This is a genomic window from Luteibacter sp. RCC_6_2 (assembly GCF_041360655.1).
Lineage (GTDB): Bacteria > Pseudomonadota > Gammaproteobacteria > Xanthomonadales > Rhodanobacteraceae > Luteibacter.
Genome location: NZ_JBFUPQ010000008.1, coordinates 161,273 through 182,397, shown reverse-complemented (window position 1 = coordinate 182,397; position 21,125 = coordinate 161,273). Strand labels below are relative to the sequence as shown.

At 65.8% G+C, this 21,125-nt stretch carries 26 protein-coding genes and 1 tRNA gene; 8 read left to right on the top strand and 19 right to left on the bottom strand.

Annotation, left to right across the window (positions count from 1 at the left end; all coding sequences use genetic code 11):
* Positions 1 to 54: 54 nt before the first annotated feature.
* From AB6730_RS11060 to AB6730_RS11035, 6 genes are all read right to left on the bottom strand, one after another.
* Positions 55 to 489 carry a phosphotransferase gene (locus AB6730_RS11060; protein ID WP_371023655.1) on the bottom strand — a complete coding sequence of 145 codons (435 nt, stop codon included), beginning with the start codon at positions 487 to 489 and terminating at the stop codon, positions 55 to 57.
* Positions 464 to 2,803 carry an MMPL family transporter gene (locus AB6730_RS11055; RefSeq protein WP_371023654.1) on the bottom strand — a complete coding sequence of 780 codons (2,340 nt, stop codon included), beginning with the start codon at positions 2,801 to 2,803 and terminating at the stop codon, positions 464 to 466. The genes AB6730_RS11060 and AB6730_RS11055 overlap by 26 nt, the downstream gene beginning before the upstream one ends.
* A complete protein-coding gene (locus AB6730_RS11050; protein ID WP_371023653.1) occupies positions 2,785 to 3,429 on the bottom strand; it encodes a LolA-related protein in 645 nt (214 codons plus the stop codon). The genes AB6730_RS11055 and AB6730_RS11050 overlap by 19 nt, the downstream gene beginning before the upstream one ends.
* A complete protein-coding gene (locus tag AB6730_RS11045; RefSeq protein ID WP_371023652.1) occupies positions 3,353 to 4,300 on the bottom strand; it encodes an acyltransferase in 948 nt (315 codons plus the stop codon). Before AB6730_RS11045 ends, AB6730_RS11050 begins: the two co-directional genes overlap by 77 nt.
* Positions 4,297 to 4,611: a hydroxymyristoyl-ACP dehydratase gene (locus AB6730_RS11040; RefSeq protein ID WP_371023651.1), complete on the bottom strand. Its 315-nt coding sequence runs from the start codon at positions 4,609 to 4,611 to the stop codon at positions 4,297 to 4,299. Before AB6730_RS11040 ends, AB6730_RS11045 begins: the two co-directional genes overlap by 4 nt.
* 106 nt (positions 4,612 to 4,717) lie before the next feature.
* Positions 4,718 to 4,990 (bottom strand): phosphopantetheine-binding protein, encoded by a 273-nt coding sequence (locus AB6730_RS11035; RefSeq protein ID WP_371023650.1) that lies wholly within the window; start codon positions 4,988 to 4,990, stop codon positions 4,718 to 4,720.
* Between the two features lie 199 nt (positions 4,991 to 5,189).
* On the opposite strand from AB6730_RS11035, the gene AB6730_RS11030 reads away from it, so the two are divergent.
* The gene (locus AB6730_RS11030; RefSeq protein ID WP_371023649.1) at positions 5,190 to 6,158 is read left to right on the top strand and encodes a pteridine-dependent deoxygenase; all 969 of its coding nucleotides are present in this window, start codon (positions 5,190 to 5,192) and stop codon (positions 6,156 to 6,158) included.
* A 7-nt stretch (positions 6,159 to 6,165) separates the two neighbouring features.
* Here AB6730_RS11030 and glmU read toward each other — a convergent pair whose 3' ends face one another.
* The 12 genes from glmU to queD all read right to left on the bottom strand — a co-directional run bounded on the left by glmU (position 6,166) and on the right by queD (position 16,896).
* Positions 6,166 to 7,545 carry a bifunctional UDP-N-acetylglucosamine diphosphorylase/glucosamine-1-phosphate N-acetyltransferase GlmU gene (gene glmU / locus AB6730_RS11025; protein WP_371023648.1) on the bottom strand — a complete coding sequence of 460 codons (1,380 nt, stop codon included), beginning with the start codon at positions 7,543 to 7,545 and terminating at the stop codon, positions 6,166 to 6,168.
* Between the two features lie 67 nt (positions 7,546 to 7,612).
* Positions 7,613 to 8,689, bottom strand: a complete 1,077-nt coding sequence (locus tag AB6730_RS11020) for a DUF748 domain-containing protein (protein ID WP_371023647.1) — start codon at positions 8,687 to 8,689, stop codon at positions 7,613 to 7,615.
* Between the two features lie 253 nt (positions 8,690 to 8,942).
* Positions 8,943 to 9,368: a F0F1 ATP synthase subunit epsilon gene (locus tag AB6730_RS11015; protein ID WP_306848216.1), complete on the bottom strand. Its 426-nt coding sequence runs from the start codon at positions 9,366 to 9,368 to the stop codon at positions 8,943 to 8,945.
* Between the two features lie 39 nt (positions 9,369 to 9,407).
* On the bottom strand, positions 9,408 to 10,820 hold the full coding sequence (gene atpD / locus AB6730_RS11010) for a F0F1 ATP synthase subunit beta (protein WP_371023646.1): 1,413 nt from the start codon (positions 10,818 to 10,820) through the stop codon (positions 9,408 to 9,410).
* Positions 10,821 to 10,890: 70 nt separating this feature from the next.
* Positions 10,891 to 11,799 carry a F0F1 ATP synthase subunit gamma gene (gene atpG, locus AB6730_RS11005; protein ID WP_371023645.1) on the bottom strand — a complete coding sequence of 303 codons (909 nt, stop codon included), beginning with the start codon at positions 11,797 to 11,799 and terminating at the stop codon, positions 10,891 to 10,893.
* 74 nt (positions 11,800 to 11,873) lie between these two features.
* A complete protein-coding gene (gene atpA, locus AB6730_RS11000) occupies positions 11,874 to 13,424 on the bottom strand; it encodes a F0F1 ATP synthase subunit alpha (protein WP_371023644.1) in 1,551 nt (516 codons plus the stop codon).
* 57 nt (positions 13,425 to 13,481) lie between these two features.
* Positions 13,482 to 14,015 carry a F0F1 ATP synthase subunit delta gene (locus AB6730_RS10995; RefSeq protein WP_371023643.1) on the bottom strand — a complete coding sequence of 178 codons (534 nt, stop codon included), beginning with the start codon at positions 14,013 to 14,015 and terminating at the stop codon, positions 13,482 to 13,484.
* A gap of 2 nt (positions 14,016 to 14,017) precedes the next feature.
* Positions 14,018 to 14,488, bottom strand: coding sequence for a F0F1 ATP synthase subunit B (locus AB6730_RS10990; RefSeq protein ID WP_371023642.1), 471 nt, complete (start codon positions 14,486 to 14,488; stop codon positions 14,018 to 14,020).
* A gap of 82 nt (positions 14,489 to 14,570) precedes the next feature.
* Positions 14,571 to 14,858: a F0F1 ATP synthase subunit C gene (gene atpE / locus AB6730_RS10985; RefSeq protein WP_139978979.1), complete on the bottom strand. Its 288-nt coding sequence runs from the start codon at positions 14,856 to 14,858 to the stop codon at positions 14,571 to 14,573.
* Between the two features lie 82 nt (positions 14,859 to 14,940).
* Positions 14,941 to 15,780: a F0F1 ATP synthase subunit A gene (gene atpB, locus AB6730_RS10980; protein ID WP_306848230.1), complete on the bottom strand. Its 840-nt coding sequence runs from the start codon at positions 15,778 to 15,780 to the stop codon at positions 14,941 to 14,943.
* A 3-nt stretch (positions 15,781 to 15,783) separates the two neighbouring features.
* Entirely contained in the window at positions 15,784 to 16,113 is a 330-nt protein-coding gene (locus tag AB6730_RS10975; protein WP_371023641.1) for an ATP synthase subunit I, read from the bottom strand.
* Between the two features lie 429 nt (positions 16,114 to 16,542).
* On the bottom strand, positions 16,543 to 16,896 hold the full coding sequence (gene queD, locus AB6730_RS10970) for a 6-carboxytetrahydropterin synthase QueD (protein ID WP_371023640.1): 354 nt from the start codon (positions 16,894 to 16,896) through the stop codon (positions 16,543 to 16,545).
* Between the two features lie 211 nt (positions 16,897 to 17,107).
* Between queD and AB6730_RS10965 the strand changes: the two genes are divergently transcribed.
* Positions 17,108 to 17,725, top strand: a complete 618-nt coding sequence (locus tag AB6730_RS10965) for a response regulator transcription factor (protein ID WP_371023639.1) — start codon at positions 17,108 to 17,110, stop codon at positions 17,723 to 17,725.
* A 54-nt stretch (positions 17,726 to 17,779) separates the two neighbouring features.
* On the opposite strand, the gene AB6730_RS10960 is transcribed toward AB6730_RS10965, so the two are convergent.
* A tRNA-Met gene (locus tag AB6730_RS10960) sits at positions 17,780 to 17,856 on the bottom strand.
* A 161-nt stretch (positions 17,857 to 18,017) separates the two neighbouring features.
* On the opposite strand from AB6730_RS10960, the gene AB6730_RS10955 reads away from it, so the two are divergent.
* The 6 genes from AB6730_RS10955 (at position 18,018) to erpA (ending at position 21,116) form a co-directional block, all read left to right on the top strand.
* Positions 18,018 to 18,560: an RNA pyrophosphohydrolase gene (locus tag AB6730_RS10955; protein WP_371023638.1), complete on the top strand. Its 543-nt coding sequence runs from the start codon at positions 18,018 to 18,020 to the stop codon at positions 18,558 to 18,560.
* 67 nt (positions 18,561 to 18,627) lie between these two features.
* Positions 18,628 to 18,840, top strand: coding sequence for a (2Fe-2S)-binding protein (locus tag AB6730_RS10950; RefSeq protein WP_371023637.1), 213 nt, complete (start codon positions 18,628 to 18,630; stop codon positions 18,838 to 18,840).
* 105 nt (positions 18,841 to 18,945) lie between these two features.
* The gene (gene bfr / locus AB6730_RS10945; RefSeq protein ID WP_072323582.1) at positions 18,946 to 19,425 is read left to right on the top strand and encodes a bacterioferritin; all 480 of its coding nucleotides are present in this window, start codon (positions 18,946 to 18,948) and stop codon (positions 19,423 to 19,425) included.
* A 111-nt stretch (positions 19,426 to 19,536) separates the two neighbouring features.
* Positions 19,537 to 20,280, top strand: a complete 744-nt coding sequence (locus AB6730_RS10940; RefSeq protein WP_371023636.1) for a DUF6776 family protein — start codon at positions 19,537 to 19,539, stop codon at positions 20,278 to 20,280.
* Positions 20,267 to 20,701 (top strand): polymer-forming cytoskeletal protein, encoded by a 435-nt coding sequence (locus AB6730_RS10935; protein WP_371023635.1) that lies wholly within the window; start codon positions 20,267 to 20,269, stop codon positions 20,699 to 20,701. The genes AB6730_RS10940 and AB6730_RS10935 overlap by 14 nt, the downstream gene beginning before the upstream one ends.
* Before the next feature lie 49 nt (positions 20,702 to 20,750).
* Positions 20,751 to 21,116, top strand: a complete 366-nt coding sequence (gene erpA, locus AB6730_RS10930; protein ID WP_371023634.1) for an iron-sulfur cluster insertion protein ErpA — start codon at positions 20,751 to 20,753, stop codon at positions 21,114 to 21,116.
* The last annotated feature ends 9 nt before the right edge of the window (positions 21,117 to 21,125 follow it).

Sequence of the window (21,125 nt, the reverse complement as noted above, 5' to 3'; positions counted from 1 at the left end):
TAGCGGTCAGGCTCCTCATCAGTCCCCTTTCAAGCAGCCCCTCCGGGCCGACCGTCATCCTGCCGGATGAATGACCGCGGCGCGGCCAGAGGCGATCTCGCGCCCTTCGTGCTCGATGCGAAAGCTGTACTGCGCACCGCCCTCGTCCGCGATCAGGCACTCGGCATGCACGTCGAGCACGCCCGCCAGCGTGTCGATACGCTGCACCGCCAGCTTCACCCCACGCAAACTCACCAGCATGCCCGGCTTGGCTTCCGTCGCGCCTCCTTCGCGTGCCAGCAACGCGCCATGAACGGCCATCGCCTGCGCTCCGTATTCGGCAAGGTGGACGGCATGCAGTCCTTCCTCACCCCGTAACGGATGCGACATCGACACATGGCTCGTGCTGATCGCGTGGATCGACGAGGCATCCCACGCCGGCACGCCATCGAGCAGGCACATGTCGCCCGCGTGGGGCACCAGGTCAATGAAGTCGGTCTTGGCGAGCATGCGGTGCCATCAGGATGGAGAGACAGAAATGGAAGGCGACGCCGAGCGATACCGTGAGGCCGATGGCGCGCAAGACGGGGATCGACGACCACGCGAGCATGCCGAACACGAGCAAGGCGGAGATCACGCATACCACGGTCGCATGCAGGGTACGCCGTTGTTCGGCGGGATCGCCCGTATCGCGCTCGAAGAACAGGGCGTAGTGCAGGCCAAGGCCGGCGGCGAGGATCAGGGCGACGAGGTGGAACAGCGATATGGGGATGCCCACCACGCGTTCCACGGCCAGCACGAGGAAGGTGGCCAGCGTCATGGGCGCCAGCACGTGCCATGCACGCCGTACGCTGCGCAGGGCCAGGGTGATGGTGACGAGCAATAGCAACGTCGCCGCGAGCAGCGCGTGCAGTATCCGCGTACGGTATTCCGCCACCAGCGATTCGGACGCGTCCTTGAGATCGAGCAGGCGCGCGTTCGCACCAGCCGATGCGACGGCTGCGGCGATGGCCGACGCGTCGTGTACGCCGCTCAGTGCCGACAGACCCACCCAGTGGTCTCCGCGTGGCACCAGCATCGCCGCGAGCCGCTGTCCGAGGGGCGAGCGGGCGAACACGTCCGGCGTAAGCAAGGGCGCGCCACGCGCCGTTTCCACGTCGTCCACGAACGGTGCGAAGAGGTCCTTGCGGAACGGCATGCCATCGAGCGCGCCATCCAGCGCCGCGTCGAGCGTCGCCCGGTCCGGCAACTTCGCCTGACGCGCACGCTGCGTCGCCAGGTCGGGCAGGTAGATCGAAGGCAACTCGAACCCATCGAGCGTCTTCGCCGCCACCTGTTCGCGCAGGCGCGGCTCGAGCTTCGCCGACGCCGCGAGCACGCCATCGGCCGTCGGTGCCTGCACGACCAGCAGGTAACGCACATCCGGCGCGCCCAGTTCGCCGCGCAGGCGCGCGTCGGTCATCAGCAGGTCACGCGGCAGAGGCGTCAGCGCCGACAGGTCGTTCTGCCAGAACGGGCCGGGGGCGAACGCAAGCATCGCCACCGCGGCCGCCGCCACGGGAATCGGCAGCCATCGCGGACGCGGCAAGGCATCGAGCCAGCCACGGAAGCGGGCCAGTCCCGGCGTATCGGCCACATCGCGCGCGCGCGCGGGCAAGAGGTAGGGCAGCGCATAACGGGTGGTGAATCCCGCGGCCAGCAAGCCCATGATGGTGAATACGGCGAGTTGTTTCAGGCCACCCACGCCGGAAGCGTAGAACGCGAGGTAGGCGATGCACGCCGACGCGATCGCGGTCAGCAGGAGCGGCCACAGGCCTTTCACGCTCGCCACGGCCGACTCGCCCGCGCGGCGGTGGCTGAGCAGGCGGATGGGGTATTCCTGCGCCACGCCGAGCAAGGTGAAACCGAAGGCCAATGTGATGCCATGCACCTCGCTGAAGCACAGCGTCATCACCGCGATGCCGGCGAGTGCGCCCGTCGCCACGGGCAAGGCGCCGAAAAGAAGGCTGCTCACGCTGCGGTAGGCGGCAAGCATCAACACGATGAAGCCGATGGTGGAAATGCGGCCGATCCAGTCGGCCTGGTCGCGCGTCTGCGCATTGACCACCACCGTGAAGTACCCCGGACCGCTGATCGTCAGGTGCGAGCCGGCACTGTCCGGCAGTGCCGCGAAGGCGGCGCGCAGGCGACCGATCGCCTCGTCCTGGGCACCGGGATCGAAGCCGGCGCCGCGCGTCTGCGCCAGCAACAGCGCCTCGCCACGGGAGGAGAACCAGACGCCTTCGCGCACCTCCGGCGAGCGTGCCGGGGTCCAGCGTTCGGCGAGCTTCAAGGTTTCCAGCGTGGGATCGCGCGGCAACAGGCCCTTGAGCAAGGTCGCCGCCGGCGAACCCAGGTCGTCCAGGCGCTGTTGCAGCTGGTCGGCGAGATAGTCCTCGTCCAGCGCCTGCGTATCGAGTGTCGGCGACAGCAGGAACCGGTAAGGCATCAGGCGGGTATCGAGCATGCCGAGGTCGAAGTCACCATTGACCACCTGCGTGAAGGCGGCCTCCTTGCGCAAGGCGGCGGCGAGTCCCCGGCTCAACGCGGCCTTGGCGGCATCGTCGCCGCCGTCGATCGCGACGAGAAGCAGGCGCGAGCCGGGACCTTCGCCGACCTGGTCCATGAGCAACTTCTGGTCCGGCGTCGTCGGTGCCGGCATGAAGCTGCGCAGGTCCGTGCCCACCTTCAGTTGCGTGGCGACGATCGCGCCCAGGGCCGCGAGCGCGGCGAGCCAGGCGACGAGGATGCCGAGGCGCGCGCCCTTCACATCGCGCCGCCGCACTGCGCGATGAGTCCTTCGCGGGTCGGTTCGGCAGGCATCTTCGTGGCGAGCTCGCCGAGCAGGTCGATCGAGGTGTCGCCATCGCTCTCGTCCATGCGCATGCAACGCGGCACCTTGCCGCTACCGTACACATGGATGGCGGCGATCTGCTTCGCGATCCGTGGATCGCGCGGGGTGAGGGTCAATTGCCAGCGGTCGGCGTCGCGGCCCAGGGCGATCTCGAAGGACTCGCCCAGCCGTGAGGGATCGCCGGCGAGCAACGCGACGAAGCTGTCGAGCAACACCTTCAACTGCGGCGCGCGCTTCAGCGAGAAGCTTCGCGGCTTCTTGCCCTCGCGTTCCTGGGTGACCTCGCCGTCGGCGATCGTGGAGGTTTCCTTCATCGGCGTGTCGACGCGGCGCTCCAGGCGATCGCCACCGAGCCAGGCCAGTTCGCCCGAGACCACCAGGGGCTTGTCGAGCACGCGCATGAAACGCGCCTCGGCGAACGAGGTGCGTGCGGCCGCGGGCCGGTTGAGGCTCGCTACCAGCGCCTTCGCGGCGTCCGTGTCAGGCGTCGGAGTGGCGAGGCACGTGAGCGGTAGCAGCAGGCTCGTCAGCAGGGCCAGTTTCTTGCCAGAAGTCATAGAAATTGAACCAGTTGAAGGGATACAGGCGTGCATAGTGCTCCACGCGCGCGGCATAGCGGGCGACGACGGCTTCGAGAGCGACCGCGCGCTGCGCGCGGGGAATGTCGATGCCATCCGAGAACGCTTCGAAGATCAGACGGTAACGGTTGCCGCCCAGATAGATGCCCATGCACAACACCACGGGAATCTTCAGCGCGGACGCGAGCAGCCACGGCCCCACGGGAAACGGCGCAGGCGTGCCCAGGAAGGGCACGCGGCAGATCGACTCGCCCTGGTGTCCGCGGTCGGCGAGCAGCGCGACCATGCCGCCCTGGGCGGCCCCTTCGGCCATCGCCAGAGCGACCGAGGCACCGCCGCGAGAGGCGTCGATCACCGCCGCGCCGACCTCCGGCGCGAGCGCTTCGAGGACGGTGGTGAGCGCAGGAGTCTTCTGTTTGTCGAGCACGACGCGCAACGGCACGTCCGGCCGCCGTGCGCCGAGCGCGCGCAGGGCTTCGAAACTGCCCTGGTGCGAACCGATCAACAGCACGCCGTGGCCACCATCGATGCAACGGTCGAGATCGGCCAGGCCTTCCACGTCGACGACGAAATCGCGTTCGCCATGGGCGAGGAAGAACATGCGATCCAGCAGGGTCGCGGCGAACATGTGGATATGGCGGAAGACGTCGTAGCCGGTGATGGGGCGTCCCAGCACGCGCGACAGGTACGCACGCGAGGCGGCGCGTTCGTCGGCACGACGCAGGAAGAAGTACAAGGCGATCGGATAGAGCAGCGCGCGGGCCACGCCCCGTCCGAGCCTCAGTGCGATCGTGCGAATCAGCCAGATGGCGAACAGGCTGCCGCCTTCGCGTTGCTTCCAGTGACTCATGCCATGCCCTCGAGCGTGCCTCGCGCGAGGACCTCCGCCGCCCGGCGGATCGTGAAGCGGAAACGGACGGCGTCCACCGCGACGAGTTCGATATGGGCATCCTCATCAGGCAGGAGCGGCGCGAGGAACTTGGCGTCGATCACCTGGCTCACGACGAGTCCGCGCCATTCACGCAGCGCGGTGGCCGCGGCCTCGAGCAGCAGCACGCCGGCGACGATCGGCCGGCCCGGGAAATGACCGGCGAAGCTGGGGTGTGCCGCGTCGAAACGCAGCGGGCGCACGCAGGGTGCGATATCGGTCGGATCGGTCATCGGTATCTCCGGAGCACGATCGGGGCCACACCGGCGATAGCGGTTCTCGCCCGGCCGTCCAGGGCGAAGCAAAGCACGCCCCGGGCAAGTGCGACCTGAACGGCGGTCAGGCCGCGGCGCGGTGCTGCTCGATATGCTCGGACAGCGTGCGCAGGCTCGTGAAGATCGTCCGGTTATCCGGATTGTCGGATTTCAGCTGGAAGCCGTAGCGTTTGGAAACGGCCAGGGCGATTTCCAGCGCATCGATGGAGTCCAGGCCCAGCTCGCCGCCGAACAAGGGCGCCTCGGGATCGATGTCGGCGGGCTGCACCGATTCGAGATTGAGACTTGTGACGATGAGTTCGGCGAGTTCGTGCTGTGCTGCGGTCTGCGTTGCCATTGGTGTTTCCAGGTCCTGGATGTTCCTGCCTCCCCCCGGATGGCAGCGACCGCGAAGTTTAACACAGGGGTCTTTGGGGCCGCTTAGGACGGTGTTCAGGCTGATGAATCCAACCCGCGTTCACGTTCCCCGCCGACGCTGGGGCGATATCATGCTCCGAACGCGCAGGATGGAAGACCCGATGCTCCCAGGAAGTGAAATGCGAGAGCGGAATCCGCTCTCGGCCCCTACATCGCCACGGGTGGATTACCGGCCCGCGGCGGCGGCCCTGTCGCCCTCCACGTTGGCCGCCTTCGGCTTCGGTGCCGCGGCCCCGGTCCACGACGACCCACGCTGGCTGCGCGTGGCACTGGAGCCCCTGGGCGATGCGCCGGCCGAGGTCTGGGAAGTGGACGGCGACGTGGACCGCGGCCGCCAGGGCGACCTGCGCTGGTCGCGCGGAGGTGGCTGGCTGTTCGCCGCGGTGGAGTGCCACGAGGACGAGCACGGCGGTCCCGAAGGGGCGGCACGGTATGCCTATGGCTTGCTGTCGCGTTTCGTGGCCACGGCCGAGGAACGGCATGTCCAGCGGATATGGAATTACCTCGGGGCGATCAACGCGGGCAGCGGCGACGACGAACGCTACAAGCATTTTTGCACCGGGAGGATCGGCGGCATGGGCGAGATCTTCGCCCAGGGCTACCCTGCCGCCACGGCGATCGGGCACCACGCCGACACGGCGTTGTTGCAGGTCTATCTCCTCGCGACGGACCGCCCGGGCACCCGTGTGGAAAATCCCCGCCAGGTGAGCGCATGGCGTTACCCACGCCAGTACGGCCGTACTCCGCCGAGCTTCGCGCGGGCCACGCTACTGCCGGCGAACGACGTGCTCGCCATCTCGGGTACGGCGGCGGTGGTCGGCCATGCCTCGGCGCATGCCGGCGACATCGAGGCGCAACTGGCCGAGACGCTGCGCAACCTGGAGACGCTGCTGGACACCAGTGGCATGCCGCATGGATTCGGGCCGTCGGCGCCGCTGAAGGTCTATGTGCGACGCCCCGAGGACGAGGAGACCGTGCGCGGCTTCGCGGCGAAACACCTGCCGGGCGCTCCGCTGTTACTCGTGCATGGCGATGTCTGCCGCGCGGAGTTGCTGGTGGAAATCGACGGCTGGCGCTATCGCGCCTGATATCGCTCTAGCCCTTCTTCGTCGGCCGGTGCCAGCCCTCGATCGTGCTCTGGCGTGCACGCGACAGCGTCAGCGCGTCCGGCGGGGTGTCCTTGGTGATGACCGACCCCGCGCCTATGGTCGATCCCGCGTGCAACGTCACGGGCGCCACCAGGGCGCTGTTCGAGCCGACGAAGACGTTGTCCTCGATCGTGGTGCGGCTCTTGTTCACGCCATCGTAGTTGCAGGTGATGGTGCCGGCGCCGATGTTCACCTTGCTGCCTATGACGGTATCGCCGAGGTAACTCAGGTGGTTCGCCTTGGAGCCCTCGGCGATCCGCGCGTTCTTCGTCTCGACGAAATTGCCGATGTGTACTCCGGCGGCGAGATCCGTCCCGGGGCGCAGGCGCGCGAAGGGGCCGATCGTGCACGGCCCGTGCGTCACCACGCCATCGAGGTCGCAATGGGCGAGGACGACGGTACCTGCGGCGAGCTTCGCGTTGCGCACGCGGGTGAAGGGACCGATGCGCACGTCGTCGCCCAGTTCCACCTCACCCTCGAAGATGACGTCGACGTCCACTTCGACGTCGCGGCCGACGCTTACCTTGCCGCGCACGTCCAGGCGTGAGGGGTCCGCGAAGCGCACTCCCTCCAGGGCCAGCGCACGTGCGCTCCGTTCGCGATGGAGGGCTTCCAGCCCGGACAACTGCCAGGGATCGTTGGCACCCGAAGCCTCGACCGCGTCGCAATCCACGCAGGCCGCCGGTGTGTTCTCGGCAGCAGCCATTTCGAAGATGTCGGTGAGGTAGTACTCGCCTTGCGCATTGCCGTTGCCGAGCCGCTGCGTCCACGCGAGCAGCCGCGCCGCATCGGCGGCGACGATCCCCGTATTCACCAGGTCGATGGCGCGCTGCGCCGCGCTCGCATCCTTTTCCTCGACGATGTGCCGGACCTTGCCGGCGGCGTCGAGCACCACGCGCCCATAGCCCCGCGGATCGGTGAGACGAGTCGCCAGCATGGCCAGGCCGTCATCGGCGGCCACGAGCGCAGCCAGCGTTTCGGCGCGAATGAGGGGCACGTCGCCATACAGGACGAGCACGCGGCCCTCGGGCTTGCCTGCCGCCTGCATGGCCTCGAGCGCGGTACGCACGGCGTGGCCCGTACCCAGGCGTTCGCGCTGTTCGATCCACGCCAGCGACGTATCGCTGGCGAAGGCATCGCGCACCTGCTGCCCGTGATGGCCGTACACCACGTGCATGCCTGCGGGATTCAGGGTCCTGGCGACGTCGATCACGTGGGCCAGCAGGGGCCGCCCAGCGAGCGGCATGAGCACCTTGGCGGTCGCGGACTTCATCCGCTTGCCCTCGCCCGCGGCGAGGATCAGGACATGGAGTGGCTTGACGGTCATGGGCACGCTTGCCTGCCGGTAAGGGAGGGCCGCACTTTCGCGCGTTTACGGCGCCCTGCCAAGTCGGCTAGTCGTTTTTCGGCCGCTCGGTCAGGTGCTCGAGGTTCGGCTTGTACGCCTCGACGAAGGCATTCCGCAGGATGCCGAGGATCGCTTCCATGGCGGAAACGTTCTTGTCGTCGATGGTTCCGGAGATGGGAACACGGGTCGCGAACTGGTCCCTGGACTGGTTCTTGAAGATCTTGGTGACGCCTTCGGCCACGGCTTCATAAGCAAGCTTGAGCGGGTTCTTCTTGTCCTGCTCGACATCCTGCTTCCAGCTGAATATCTGCAGGCCGTGAAACAAGGGCTTGGCGTAACCGCTCAATCGGCGGTCCCTGGCCTGCAACTCCATGAAGAAATCACCCTCACCGCCCGCGAAATCGAGTCCGGAATACGCGCGGGCAAGGTCGTTGGCCTTCACCAGCTTGATGTCGCGGACGCTCAACTCGTAGCGGAAATCACCGAAGCGCTCCAGCGGGTCGAACTCCGCGCGTGTTTCCAGGGGGGCGTCTCCGAGCACCTTGGCCGTGGCGTGCAGGTGCGCCACGCGCGACCCTCCTTCGCGTTGCACGTTCGTCAGGTTCGTCGCCGTCCCGTTGACGTCCGTCATCTTCAGATCCACTTTCGGACTCGAGACGAAGTTGCGGAAGGTGATCGTGCCATTGAACACGTTCACCTCATCGAGTTGCGTCGGCACCAGGGCGCGCAGCTGCGCCCGCCAGTCCACGCCCTTGCCCGTCTGGGTATCGCCCTCGCCACGACCGTCGACGAAGTTCACCACGGGCTCGTGGAAATCGATCTTTCCGCGAATGTGACCTTTCGCGATCGCCCGCCAACTGAGCGAGATATCCGCACGTGCCGTATCGAATAGCGGCACCGGCACCTTGCCGTCCACCTTGGTGACGGTCAGCCGGTCGATGGAGTAGGCGCCACGCCAGAGATGGATGTCGATGTCGGAGATATGCCCCGAGTAAGCACCCATGCGGGAAAGGCGGCCGTTGAGATAGTCGAGCACCACATACGGCAGGGCGAGCCGCGCCGCGATGAGCACGACGGCGACGACACCGATGATCCAGAGACTGCGACGGTAGTGGATACGCATGATGCGGCTAAAGTGACGTAGTCATCGAGTGTTGCGCCGCTCTAGTCATTTTCGGATGAAGACCGCCGGTTCCAATGGGAGCCTGCGGTCTCTGGTGGGAGCCGCTTCAGCGGCGATGGGTGCTCGCGATAGCCGGCCCGCTGCCGCGGGATCGCCGACAAGTCGGCTCCCACCAAAGTCGGCTTCTACCGGATCGGCTTCCACAACAAAAAAGCCCCTCCTGGGAGGGGCTTCCTTGATCGGTGTTCGCCGGTCAGTGCTTGAGCGTCTTGCGCATGCGTTCGAGTGCCTGGAGCTGGGCCAGTGCCTCCGCCAGCTTGGCCTGGGCTTCGGCGACGTCCATTTGCGGCCCGCGGTTGGCCAGTGCGGCCTCCGCCTCTTCCTTTGCCTTCAGGGCGGCCGCCTCGTCGAGATCGGCGGCGCGGGCCGCCGTGTCGGCGAGGATGGTCACGACCTGGGGCTGCACCTCGAGGATGCCGCCGGAGACGTAGAACTGCTGGCGCTCGCCGTTGGCGGCCACCACGTCCACGTGACCGGGCTTCAGGCGAGTGATCAGCGGGGCATGACGCGGCGCGATGCCCAGCTCGCCAAGCTCACCGGTGGCGACCACGAGCGTGGCTTCGCCGGAGTAGATCTCGGCTTCGGCGCTGACGATGTCGACGCGGATGGTATGGGTCATGGGCTGGTCTTCCGTTGGTCGAGGATGGGGAAAGAGGGCTTACGCAGCCTTCTTCGCACCCATCTCCTCGCCCTTCTTGATGGCTTCGTCGATGCCGCCGACCATGTAGAAGGCCTGTTCCGGCAGGTAGTCCAACTCGCCGTCGAGGATCATCTTGAAGCCGCGGATGGTTTCCTTCAGCGCCACGTACTTGCCCGGCGAGCCGGTGAACACTTCGGCCACGTGGAACGGCTGCGAGAAGAAGCGCTCGATCTTGCGGGCGCGCGACACGGCTTCCTTGTCTTCCTGCGACAGCTCGTCCATGCCGAGGATGGCGATGATGTCCTTCAGTTCCTTGTAGCGCTGCAGCGTCATCTGCACGCGGCGCGCGGTGTCGTAGTGCTCCTGGCCGATGACGGCCGGGTCCAGCTGACGGCTGGAGGAATCGAGCGGGTCCACCGCCGGGTAGATACCCAGCGAGGCGATGTTACGGCTCAGCGTCACGGTCGCGTCCAGATGCGCGAAGGTGGTCGCCGGCGACGGATCGGTCAGGTCGTCCGCGGGAACGTAGACGGCCTGGATCGAGGTGATCGAACCGGTCTTGGTCGAGGTGATGCGCTCCTGCAGGACGCCCATTTCCTCGGCCAGCGTCGGCTGGTAACCCACGGCCGACGGCATGCGGCCGAGCAGCGCGGACACTTCGGTACCGGCCAGCGTGTAACGGTAGATGTTGTCGACGAAGAGCAGGACGTCCTTGCCCTTGCCGGTCTCGTCCTTCTCGTCACGGAAGAACTCGGCCATGGTCAGGCCGGTCAGGGCGACGCGCAGGCGGTTGCCCGGCGGCTCGTTCATCTGGCCGTACACCATCGCGACCTTGTCGAGGACGTTGGAGTCCTTCATCTCGTGATAGAAGTCGTTACCTTCACGAGTACGCTCACCCACGCCGGCGAACACGGACAGACCCGAGTGCGCCTTCGCGATGTTGTTGATGAGCTCCATCATGTTGACGGTCTTGCCCACGCCGGCGCCGCCGAACAGGCCGACCTTGCCACCCTTGGCGAACGGGCACATCAGGTCGATGACCTTGATACCGGTTTCCAGCAGTTCGCTGGCGGCGGCCTGCTCGTCGTACGACGGGGCTTCGCGGTGGATGACCCACTTTTCCTGCTCGCCGATCGGACCGGCTTCGTCGATCGGATTGCCGAGCACGTCCATGATGCGGCCGAGCGTGGCCTTGCCGACCGGCACCTTGATGCCTTCGCCGGTGTTACGGGCGATGAGGTTGCGGCGCAGGCCGTCGGTGGAACCGAGCGCGATGGTGCGCACGATGCCGTCACCGAGCTGCTGCTGCACTTCGAGGGTGATCTCGGTGCCGTCGATCTTCAGTGCGTCGTAGACCTGCGGTACCTGGTCGCGCGGGAATTCGACGTCGACGACCGCGCCGATGATCTGAACAACTTTACCCTGGCTCATGGAATGCTCCGGATGAATCTTCTTTAGGTTCTGTAGCGGCGCCGCTTTCGCGTCGCCATGACGTGTTCGGTCAGACCGCGGCGGCGCCGCCGACGATTTCCGAGATTTCCTGGGTGATCGCCGCCTGGCGCGCCTTGTTGTAGACGAGCGTCAGTTCGCCGATGACCTTGCTGGCGTTGTCCGACGCGGCCTTCATGGCGACCATGCGCGCGGCGTGTTCGCTGGCGAGGTTTTCCAGCGCCGCCTGGTACACCACCGACTCGATGTAGCGCGTCATCAGGTGCTCGAGCACCGTGCGTGCGTCCGGTTCGTAGATGTAGTCCCAGTCGTGCGTCTGCTCGACCTTCACGCCCTCGGACGTCTTGCCTTCCGCGTTCTCGAGCTCCGTGGCCACCAGCGACAGCGGCAACAGGGCGTCGATGCTCGGCTTCTGCACGATGGTGTTCACGAAGTCGTTGTAGACCAGGAAAACGCGGTCGAGCTTGTTGTCGGAATACGCATCGAGGACCACCTTGATCACGCCGATCAGGTCTTCGAGCTTGGGCTTCTCGCCAAGATGCGTGGCCGAGCCGATCAGGTTCACGCCCTTGATGCGACGGAAGAACTGCACGGCCTTCTGGCCGATGGCGACGACGTCCACCTCGGCACCCTTGCCCTGCCACTCGCGGATCGAGGCCAGCGTGCGGCGGAACAGGTTGGAATTGAGGCCGCCGGCGAGGCCGCGATCCGTCGACACCACGATGAAGCCCACGCGCGCGACGTTCTCGCGTTCAGTGAGGAACGGATGGGTGAAATCGGTGCTGGCCTGCGCGACGTGCGCGATGACCTTGCGCATCAGACGCGCATACGGGCGCGAGGCCTTCATCAGGTCCTGCGCCTTGCGGATCTTCGACGCCGAGACCATCTGCAGCGCGCCGGTCACCTTGCGCATGTTCTGCGTGCTTTTGATCTTGGTTTTGATTTCGCGGCCGCTAGCCATGGCTTACTCGTCTTTGAAAGGTGTCGCCAGCTCGCGGGGCCGGCCTTGCGGCCTGCGCCCCGCGCGTTTCGCTCTTACCAGCTACCGGTCTTCTTGAACTCGTCGGCGGCGGCCTTGAAGGTCGCCTCGATGTCCTTGTCCCAGTCACCGGTCTGGTCGATCTTCTTCATCAGGTCGCCGTGGTTCTGGCGCATGAAGGCGTGCAGGCCCTTCTCGAACGCCAGCACCTTGTTGACCGGCAGGTCGTCGAGGTAGCCCTTCTCGGCCGCGTAGACCGACACGCCGAGTTCGGCGATCGAGAGCGGCGAGTACTGCGGCTGCTTCATCAGTTCGGTGACGCGCTGGCCACGGTCGAGCTGCGCGCGCGTGGCGGCATCCAGGTCCGAGGCGAACTGCGCGAACGCGGCCAGTTCGCGGTACTGCGCGAGGGCGAGCTTCACGCCACCGGACAGCTTCTTGATGATCTTGGTCTGGGCGGCACCACCGACGCGGGACACCGAGATACCGGCGTTCACGGGCGGACGGATACCGGCGTTGAACAGATCGGTCTCGAGGAAGATCTGGCCGTCGGTGATCGAGATCACGTTGGTCGGAACGAACGCGGAGACGTCGCCGGCCTGGGTCTCGATGATCGGCAGCGCGGTGAGCGAACCGGTCTTGCCCTTCACTTCGCCGTTGGTCATCTTCTCGACGTACTCGGCGCTGACGCGCGAGGCGCGCTCGAGCAGGCGCGAGTGAAGATAGAAGACGTCGCCCGGATAGGCTTCGCGGCCCGGCGGACGCTTCAGCAGGAGCGAGATCTGGCGGTAGGCCACGGCCTGCTTGGAGAGGTCGTCGTACACGATCAGCGCGTCTTCGCCGCGGTCGCGGAAGTACTCGCCCATGGCGCAACCGGAATACGGTGCGACGTACTGCAGGGCGGCCGCTTCGGAGGCCGAGGCGACGACGACGATCGTGTTGGCCAGCGCGCCGTTCTCTTCCAGCTTGCGCACGACGTTGGCGATCGAGCTGCGCTTCTGGCCGATGGCGACGTAGATGCACTTAATGCCGGAGTTCTTCTGGTTGATGATCGCGTCGATCGCGACGGCGGTCTTGCCCGTCTGGCGGTCGCCGATGATCAGCTCGCGCTGGCCGCGGCCGATCGGGATCATCGAGTCGATGGACTTGTAGCCGGTCTGCATCGGCTGGTCGACCGACTGGCGCCAGATGACGCCCGGGGCGACCTTCTCGACGGGGCTGGTGCCCACGGCGTCGATCGGACCCTTGCCGTCGATCGGGTTGCCCAGCGCGTCGACGACGCGGCCGAGCAGGCCCGGGCCGACCGGCACTTCGAGGATGCGGCCGGTGGTCTTGGCGGCGTCGCCTTCGCGCAGGTGCTGGTATTCACCGAGCACCACGGCGCCGACCGAGTCGCGCTCGAGGTTCAGCGCTAGGGCGAACGTGTCGTTCGGCAGTTCGATCATTTCGCCCTGCATCACGTCGGCCAGGCCGTGGATACGCACGATGCCGTCGGACACGCTGATGATCGTGCCTTCGTTGCGTGCCTCGGCGCCGAGCTTGAACTGCTCGATGCGGGTCTTGATCAGCTCGCTGATCTCGGACGGATTCAGAGTGGTGCTGGACATGGTCGGTTCCTTGGGTCGCGCCGCTCTCACGGCACCCGGTGGTATGAGAAGCTCGTATCAGTGCGTCAGCGCGCTGGCCAGCCGTTGCAGGCGGCCTCGCGCCGAACCGTCGATGACCTGCTCGCCCGTGTCGATGACGACACCGCCGAGCAACGCCGGATCGACGTGCGTATCCAGTTCGATCTCGCGCTTGAAGCGGCGCTTCAGCGAGGCGCGCAGCTGTTCGGCCTGCGCCGTGTCGAGATCCAGTGCGCTCGTGACCTTGACCTTCAGGGTCGACTCCGACTCCCGCTTGTAGTCGTCGTAGAGCGCGGCGATTTCCGGCAACAGCACCATGCGGCCGTTCTCCGCCAGCTCCGCGAGGAACTGGCCGAACGGCACATCGGCCGCCACGCCGGGGGGCAGGTGCAGCGCGACCAGTTGGGTCGGCAGCACGCGCGGATCGTTACCGAGGCCGGCGACACGCGGATCCACCGCGACGGCGGCCGCGAAGTTCAGCGCCGCCAGCCATTCGGCGAGCGAACCCGACGCATGCGCCACTTCGAAAGCGGCGCGTGCGTAGGGACGAGCGAGGGTGAGCGCCTGGGCCATGATCAGATCTCGGCAGCAAGCTGGTCGAGCAGGGCCTTGTGGGTCGCCGGATCGATCTCGCGCTGGACGATCTTTTCGGCGCCACGGACGGCGAGCGCGCCAACCTGCTCGCGCAGCTGCTCACGCGCACGCTGGGCCATCGATGCGATCTCGTCCTGGGCCTGGGCCTTCAGACGGTTGATCTCGTCGGTGGCTTCGGCGCGGGCCTTTTCGAGGATCTGGTTGCCCTGCTGCTGGGCCTTGTCGATGATCTCGGTGGCCTGCAGGCGGGCCTGCTTGATCTCGACGGCGACCTTGGCGTCGGCATCCTTCAGCTCGGCACGAGCACGCTCGGCCGCGGCGAGCCCTTCGGCCACCTTCTTCTGGCGTTCTTCGATGGCACCGTTGAGCTGGGGCCAGATGAACTTGGTGGTGAACCAGACCAGGATCGCAAAAGAGATCATCTGGCCCAGGAAGGTCATGTTGATTTCCATGATCTCTCCAAAGACTCCGAACGCTTGGGTACTGACGATCGCCGTGACCCCAGGGGATCACGGCGACAAGACGAACGGCTGCTTAGCCGCCGACCGCGGCGCGCACGACACCGACCAGCGGGTTCGAGAACGCGAAGAGCAGCGCAACGGCCAGGCCGATGATGAACGCCGCGTCGATCAGGCCGGCGAGCAGGAACATGCGACCCTGGAGCAGCGGAACCAGTTCCGGCTGGCGAGCGGCCGACTCGAGGAACTTCGAGCCCATGATGGCGATACCGAGGCAGGCGCCGAGCGCACCGAGGCCGATGATCACGCCGATGGCGATGGCGGTCATGCCCTGGACGTGGGCGAGAAGCGAGGCGAGTTCCATGGTGTTCTCCTGGGATATACGAATAACGAAAGGGTGGAAACGAAAGGGCGTGGAATCGAATTTCTAACGTCGGTGCGGTGAGTTAGTGGTGTTCCCGCGCGGTGGCGATGTAGACGATCGTGAGCATCATGAAGATGAACGCCTGGAGGGCGATGATCAGGATGTGGAAGATCGCCCACGCCGTGTTGAACACGACGCCAGGCACGAAGCTGATCCAGCTCACCATCAGACCGGCAATCAGCATGAACACCAATTCGCCGCCGTACATGTTGCCGAACAGTCGCATCGCGAGCGACACCGGCTTGGACAGGGTTTCGACGACGTTGAGAAGGAAGTTCGGGATCACCAGCACGAGCTTGGCGATCGGGTTGTTCGCATGGAACGGGGCCGTGAGCAGTTCCTTGCCGAAGCCGAAGCCACCTTTGGCCTTGATGCCGTGGCCGATGACGATGAACAGCACGGCGACCGACAGGCCGACGGTGGTGTTGATGTCCGCGGTGGGCACCATGCGGAAATAGGTGTGGTGGGCGACTTCGTCACCCGCGAAGGTGTGCACCAGCCAGCCGGCAAGGTCGACCGGCAGCAGGTCCATCGCGTTCATGAGGAATACCCACATGAAGATCGACAGCGCCAGCGGCGTCACCGTGCGGCGATCGCCATGGAAGGTGTCTTTCACCTGTGTATCGACGAATTCGATCGCCAGCTCGACCAGGGCCTGGCCCTTCGACGGCACGCCGGACGTGGCCTTGCGCGCGAACAGCCAGAACCACAGGCAGAACGCGGCGCCGAGGACGAACGAAATGATGATCGAGTCCGCGCGGAGGTTCCAGAACCAGAAATGATCGGCGCTGAAATTCACCGTCATGTGGTTCAGGTGGTGCTGGATGTATTCGGTCAGACCGCCTTGCGGTTCGCTCGCCATGCCTCAACCCTTGAATCTGAATGCAAATACGTTGACCGCGTAGCCGGCCACCAGTCCCACCAACGCGGGCAAGGGTGGCAGCTTCCACTGAACCAGGATGAGCGCCAGTCCACCAATGAGGACGATCCAGCGAAGGATCATTCCCACGAGGAACCTCATGAACGTCACTCCCGCTCCACCCAGCGCGCTGAACGCTCGCGCGGCAAGCAGCGCGGTAGCGATGGCGACGACCAGGGCACCCCCGAAGGCGGCCAGCGCGGCTGGACGACCCTGCAGGGAAAAAGCGAGTCCCGCTATGACAGCCACCACCAGCTGCGCGATGACGATGCGCATGGCGAGGTGACGACCGGCTGCAAGACTGTTGAGCAACGCGAGGCTCCCGTGGTTTCGCTCGAAGGCGGCACCAGATGGTTCAACGGGCCACGGTTTAATCTGGAAAAGTATACCAGTGCCGTAAACGACGGGACAAGCGACGAAAGGCCATAACCACCCGCCGGCGCGACCATCCGTCGCGTCGTTGGCGAGGAGACGCGGTCGGTCAGGCCCGGGCGGGACGGCCTGCCAATGCGCCGGCCGACGCTGTCACCCATGCATATGCAGTCGCCGCCATCCGCCCGACGCATCGGGCGAGTTCGGCGTAACCGTTTACATGGGACATCGCGGCAACCGTTGGGGAACGGGGAGTGCCGGAGTGTAGACCCGCCCCGGACAAGGCGGCAACCACGAATTGTTGCGCAGGCAGGTTTCGGCCGGAAGCCTGGCTCAGGCGGAGTATTCGGCGCCGGAGGTACAGGTCTCGTGCACCACGACCTTCGCCAGGCCCGGCACGTCGGCGCGCAGGCGTTCGAATATCCAGCGTGCCAGGTTTTCGCTGGTCGGATTCTCCAGGCCCTCGACGTCGTTGAGGTAGTGATGGTCGAGGCGATCGTAGAGCGGCTGGAAACGCGCCTTGAGGTCGCCGAAATCCATCACCCAGCCCAGCACCGGATCGGTCGGACCCTCGACGTGCAGTTCGATGCGGAATGAATGGCCGTGCAGGCGCGAGCACTTGTGCCCTTCGGGCACATTCGGCAAGCGGTGGGCCGCTTCGATGTTGAACGTCTTGAATATGCGCATGGGGACGGCGTCTTTCACGGATGACCCCGCATTGTAGCGGAGGGCGTGCCGACGCCCCCCGTGGAAGTGGTATTCACGACGGATGTCGCAGTTCGGCATATCCGCGGCCACGATTCATGGACTTTTCATCGGGAAACGGTTGCAGTGGTAACTACACGGGTGAAGCGAGGGGGCTTCACCGGCTTCCCACGCGTACATTCAGGAGGCATCGATGTGCCTTGCTAGTGATTCGCTCGACGGCTCGCACACCTGCGGGCTGGCCGAGGAAGTATTCGCCGCCTTGCCCTGGCCCTGCGTCGTCTGGCGCCACGAAGGCGGTCGCGCCGTGATGGTCAATGCGGCCTTCCAGCGCGAATTCGGCATGACCGCGAGGGGACGGGCCGGACCGGCATGGCTGGAGGAGCACCTTCATCGCACCGACCACGCGGATGAGTTCGTCTTTCGCGACCGGCATGCGCCTCCCCGCCGCTATCGGCTCACCCGGCAACTGCTCGACGTGCCACCCGCGGCTTTCCATGCGGTCTTCCTGATGCCCCTCCCTGACGATGAACCCGGTAGCGAGGAACCGGCGGCGAACGTCTTCGCCAGCCTCCGTCCCGATGTCTCGCTGACCCGCCGCGAGTCGCAGGTACTGGACGGGATCATGGGCGGCAAGCTCAACAAGGTCATCGCCAGCGAGTTGAACATCAGCCCGAAGACCGTCGAACTGCACCGGGCGAACCTGATGGCCAAGCTGCGCGTGCACAACGTGGTGGAGTTGGCGCGGGCCGTCCTGGATACGCCACCGCGCGGCGACGATCTTCCGCTGGTGGAACGCGAGGCATCCTGATTCGATCATGGGAGCAAAGAAAAAGGCCGCGCCCATGAGCGCGGCCTTTTGCATTGGTGGCTAGAGGCGGGCTCGAACCGCCGACCTCAGCATTATGAGTGCCGCGCTCTGACCAGCTGAGCTACCTAGCCATGGAACCTGGTCGTTCACGGGCGGACCCGCGAAGGCCGGGCAGTTTAATCGGCACGGGCCTCCCGTTCAAGTAGCGCCTTGCCCGCGCTTCTCGCGCTGTGGTTGAATCGGGCGCATCGAGCGCCTCTCCGGAAGCGCCGAACTGGTTCGTGGAGGGCGGATGATCGACGCTGATGGCTATCGACCGAACGTGGGGATCGTGCTCCTGAACGGAGACGGCCGCCTGTTCTGGGCTCGCCGCGTCAATCGTGACGGCTGGCAGTTCCCCCAAGGTGGCATGCGCAGCGACGAGACACCGCTGGAGGCCATGTACCGCGAACTGGAAGAGGAAACCGGCCTGCTCGCCCAGCACGTGGAAGTGCTGGCGGAAACCCGTGGCTGGCTGCGCTACCGGCTGCCGAGCCGTTTCGTGCGCCATCATCAGCGACCCACCTGCATCGGCCAGAAGCAGGTGTGGTTCCTGCTCCGCCTGAAGTGTGGCGAGGACGCGTTCCGCCTGGATGCCTGCGAGAAACCCGAGTTCGACCTGTGGCGCTGGGTCGACTTCTGGTATCCGGCGAACCACGTGGTGAACTTCAAGCGGCAGGTCTATGAGCGGGCGTTGCGCCAGTTCGCTCCCACCGTTGAGACCGTGTGCTCGGTGACGGTGGGAACCTGCCCCCAGCAGGCCGAAGCGGAGCGGCTGGCCCGCGGCGGAGAATGAACGGACGCCCGCCGCCGGGGGCGTCTTCACATTCGTGTAGTTGACAATCGTTCGCATTCGCGTTCGAATGCGCGCCATGTACATCTGCATGTGCAATGCCGTCACCGACCACGCCATCCGCCGCGCCGCGGCCGAGGGCGTCGAATCCTTTGCCGAACTCCAGGCCCGAACGGGCTGTTCGGACTGTTGCGGGGCCTGCGAGTCCGAAGCCCGCCAGTGCCTGCGCGAGGCCGTCGCGGAAACGCGCTCCGTACTGACCTTCCTGCCCTCCCCGGCCTGACGCGCGCCGCGTCCATTCGCGGACGCAAACCACCTTCATTCTCGTTACGTCATGTCCCCGCCGGGCCACGTATAGTCGTGCCCTGCACACTCAGGGAGACCCCTCATGAAGGGCGACGCGAAGGTCATCGAATACCTCAACAAGGTCCTCTACAACGAGCTGGCCGCGATCAACCAGTACTTCCTGCATTACAGGATGTTCAAGGACTGGGGCTACAACGAACTCGCCAAGCACGAGTACGAGGAGTCGATCGAGGAGATGAAGCACGCGGACAAGCTCATCGAGCGGATACTCTTCCTCGACGGCCTGCCGAACCTCCAGCACCTGGGCAAGCTGCGCATCGGCGAGAACGTGGTCGAAGCCCTCCAGGGCGACCTCGACCTCGAGATGCTGGCCACCAAGGACCTGCGCGAAGCGATCGCCTACAGCGAAGGCATCCACGATTTCGTCAGCCGCGACCTCTTCAAGTTCATCCTGGGCCAGGAAGAGGAGCACATCGACTGGCTGGAAACCCAGTTCAGCCTGATCTCCGACATCGGCCCCGAGCGGTACATGCTCAGCAAGGTCGGATCGCTCCACGACTGATCGAAGGCCGCCGCGAGGCGGCCTTCTCCGTTATGGGGACCGGTTCCTTGACCATGGGGGAAGACGGGGGATATACCATCGGCGTCTTCACGTCTTCTCCACGGTATCTCCATGGCTTCACGCCCACCGCCGCGTTTCGTCGTGCGCTCGCTCGACGACGCGGCCAGCGAGCGCCGCAAGCGCCTCGTCCTGACCGGTGCCTGGGCGCTCAGCCTGGCCCTGGTGGCCGTGGGCACCTGGTTCGTGGCGGCCCGTGGGCCTGCCGCGGTCTCGGATCGCGGCGGGGTTCGCCAGCTCGCCGCCGATAACGAGGACCTCCGCCAACAACTGGCCAACCTGCAGCGCTCCGCGCAGGTGGCGGACATCGCGGCGAAAGAACTCAAGCGCAACATGGCCGAGCGCGACGAAGAGATCAGCGGCCTGCGCACCGACCTCGCCTTTTACTCGCGCCTGGTCGGTGGCGGCGGCCAACGCGACGGGCTGAAGATCCAGGGGGCCCGCATCGCGCCGGTGAAGGGCACGGCGAACGCCTGGAACCTGATGGTCACGCTCACCCAGAACGCGCGCCGGGGGGAATTGGTGAAAGGCTCACTGAAACTGGCGGTCGAGGGCATTCAGGACGACAAGGTCGCGACCCTCGAGGGCGCGGCGCTCGGCCAGGGTGCGCAGACGACAGGGCTTCCCTTCTCCTTCAAGTATTTCCAGCAGATCCAGGGCAGCTTCACCTTGCCGGCGGGCTTCAAACCCACCCGCCTGCGACTGGTCGCCGATATCACCGGCGACCAGTCCGTCACCGGCACGGTGGCGTGGACCGATGCCCTGCGCAACGACGAGGCCAACGATGTTCAGCAATAACCGGAAGAACCAGGCTCCTGCCGTGGGTGCGGCCGCCACAAGCCTTATCGCCCGCGGCGTCACCCTTCGCGGCGACGTCCTGTTCAGTGGCGCCTTGCACCTGGACGGAACGGTCGAAGGATCGATCCACGCCGATCCTTCCGGGGACGGCGTGCTCACGATCAGTGAGACCGGCCGTGTCATCGGGCATATCGAGGTGCCCCAGGCCGTGATCAACGGCGGCGTCACCGGTGACATCGACGTCTCGGAGCGCCTGGAACTGGCTCCCCTGGCCCGGGTGGAGGGCGACGTGCGCTATCAGGTACTGGAGATGGCGGCCGGCGCGCAGGTCAACGGCAAGATGGTGCACCGGGCCCCACAGACGGTCCGCCAGCTGGCCCAGGCGGCGATCGAGGCCACCCCGGCCCTCAGCGAGGCTTGACCTGACACGGAACGGCGCCATTATGAGCGGCATGAATAACCCATTTCCCATGGCTCCGAGTTCGGCACCGGACTATCGGTCCGCGGGTGCGCCGCTCGTCTTCACCGAAGCCGCCGCCCGCAAGGTGCACGAGCTGATCGAAGAGGAAGGCAATCCGGGCCTCAAGCTCCGCGTGTACATCAGCGGCGGTGGCTGTTCGGGCTTCCAGTACGGTTTCACCTTCGATGAGGAACAGGCCGAGGACGATCTGGCCGTGTCCCGCGAAGGCGTGACACTGGTGGTCGATCCGCTCTCGCTGCAATACCTCACCGGCGCGGAAATCGACTACGCCGAATCGTTCAGCGGTTCGCAATTCGTCATTCGCAACCCTAACGCGAAGACCACCTGCGGCTGCGGTTCCTCGTTCAGCGCATGACCGGTCGGT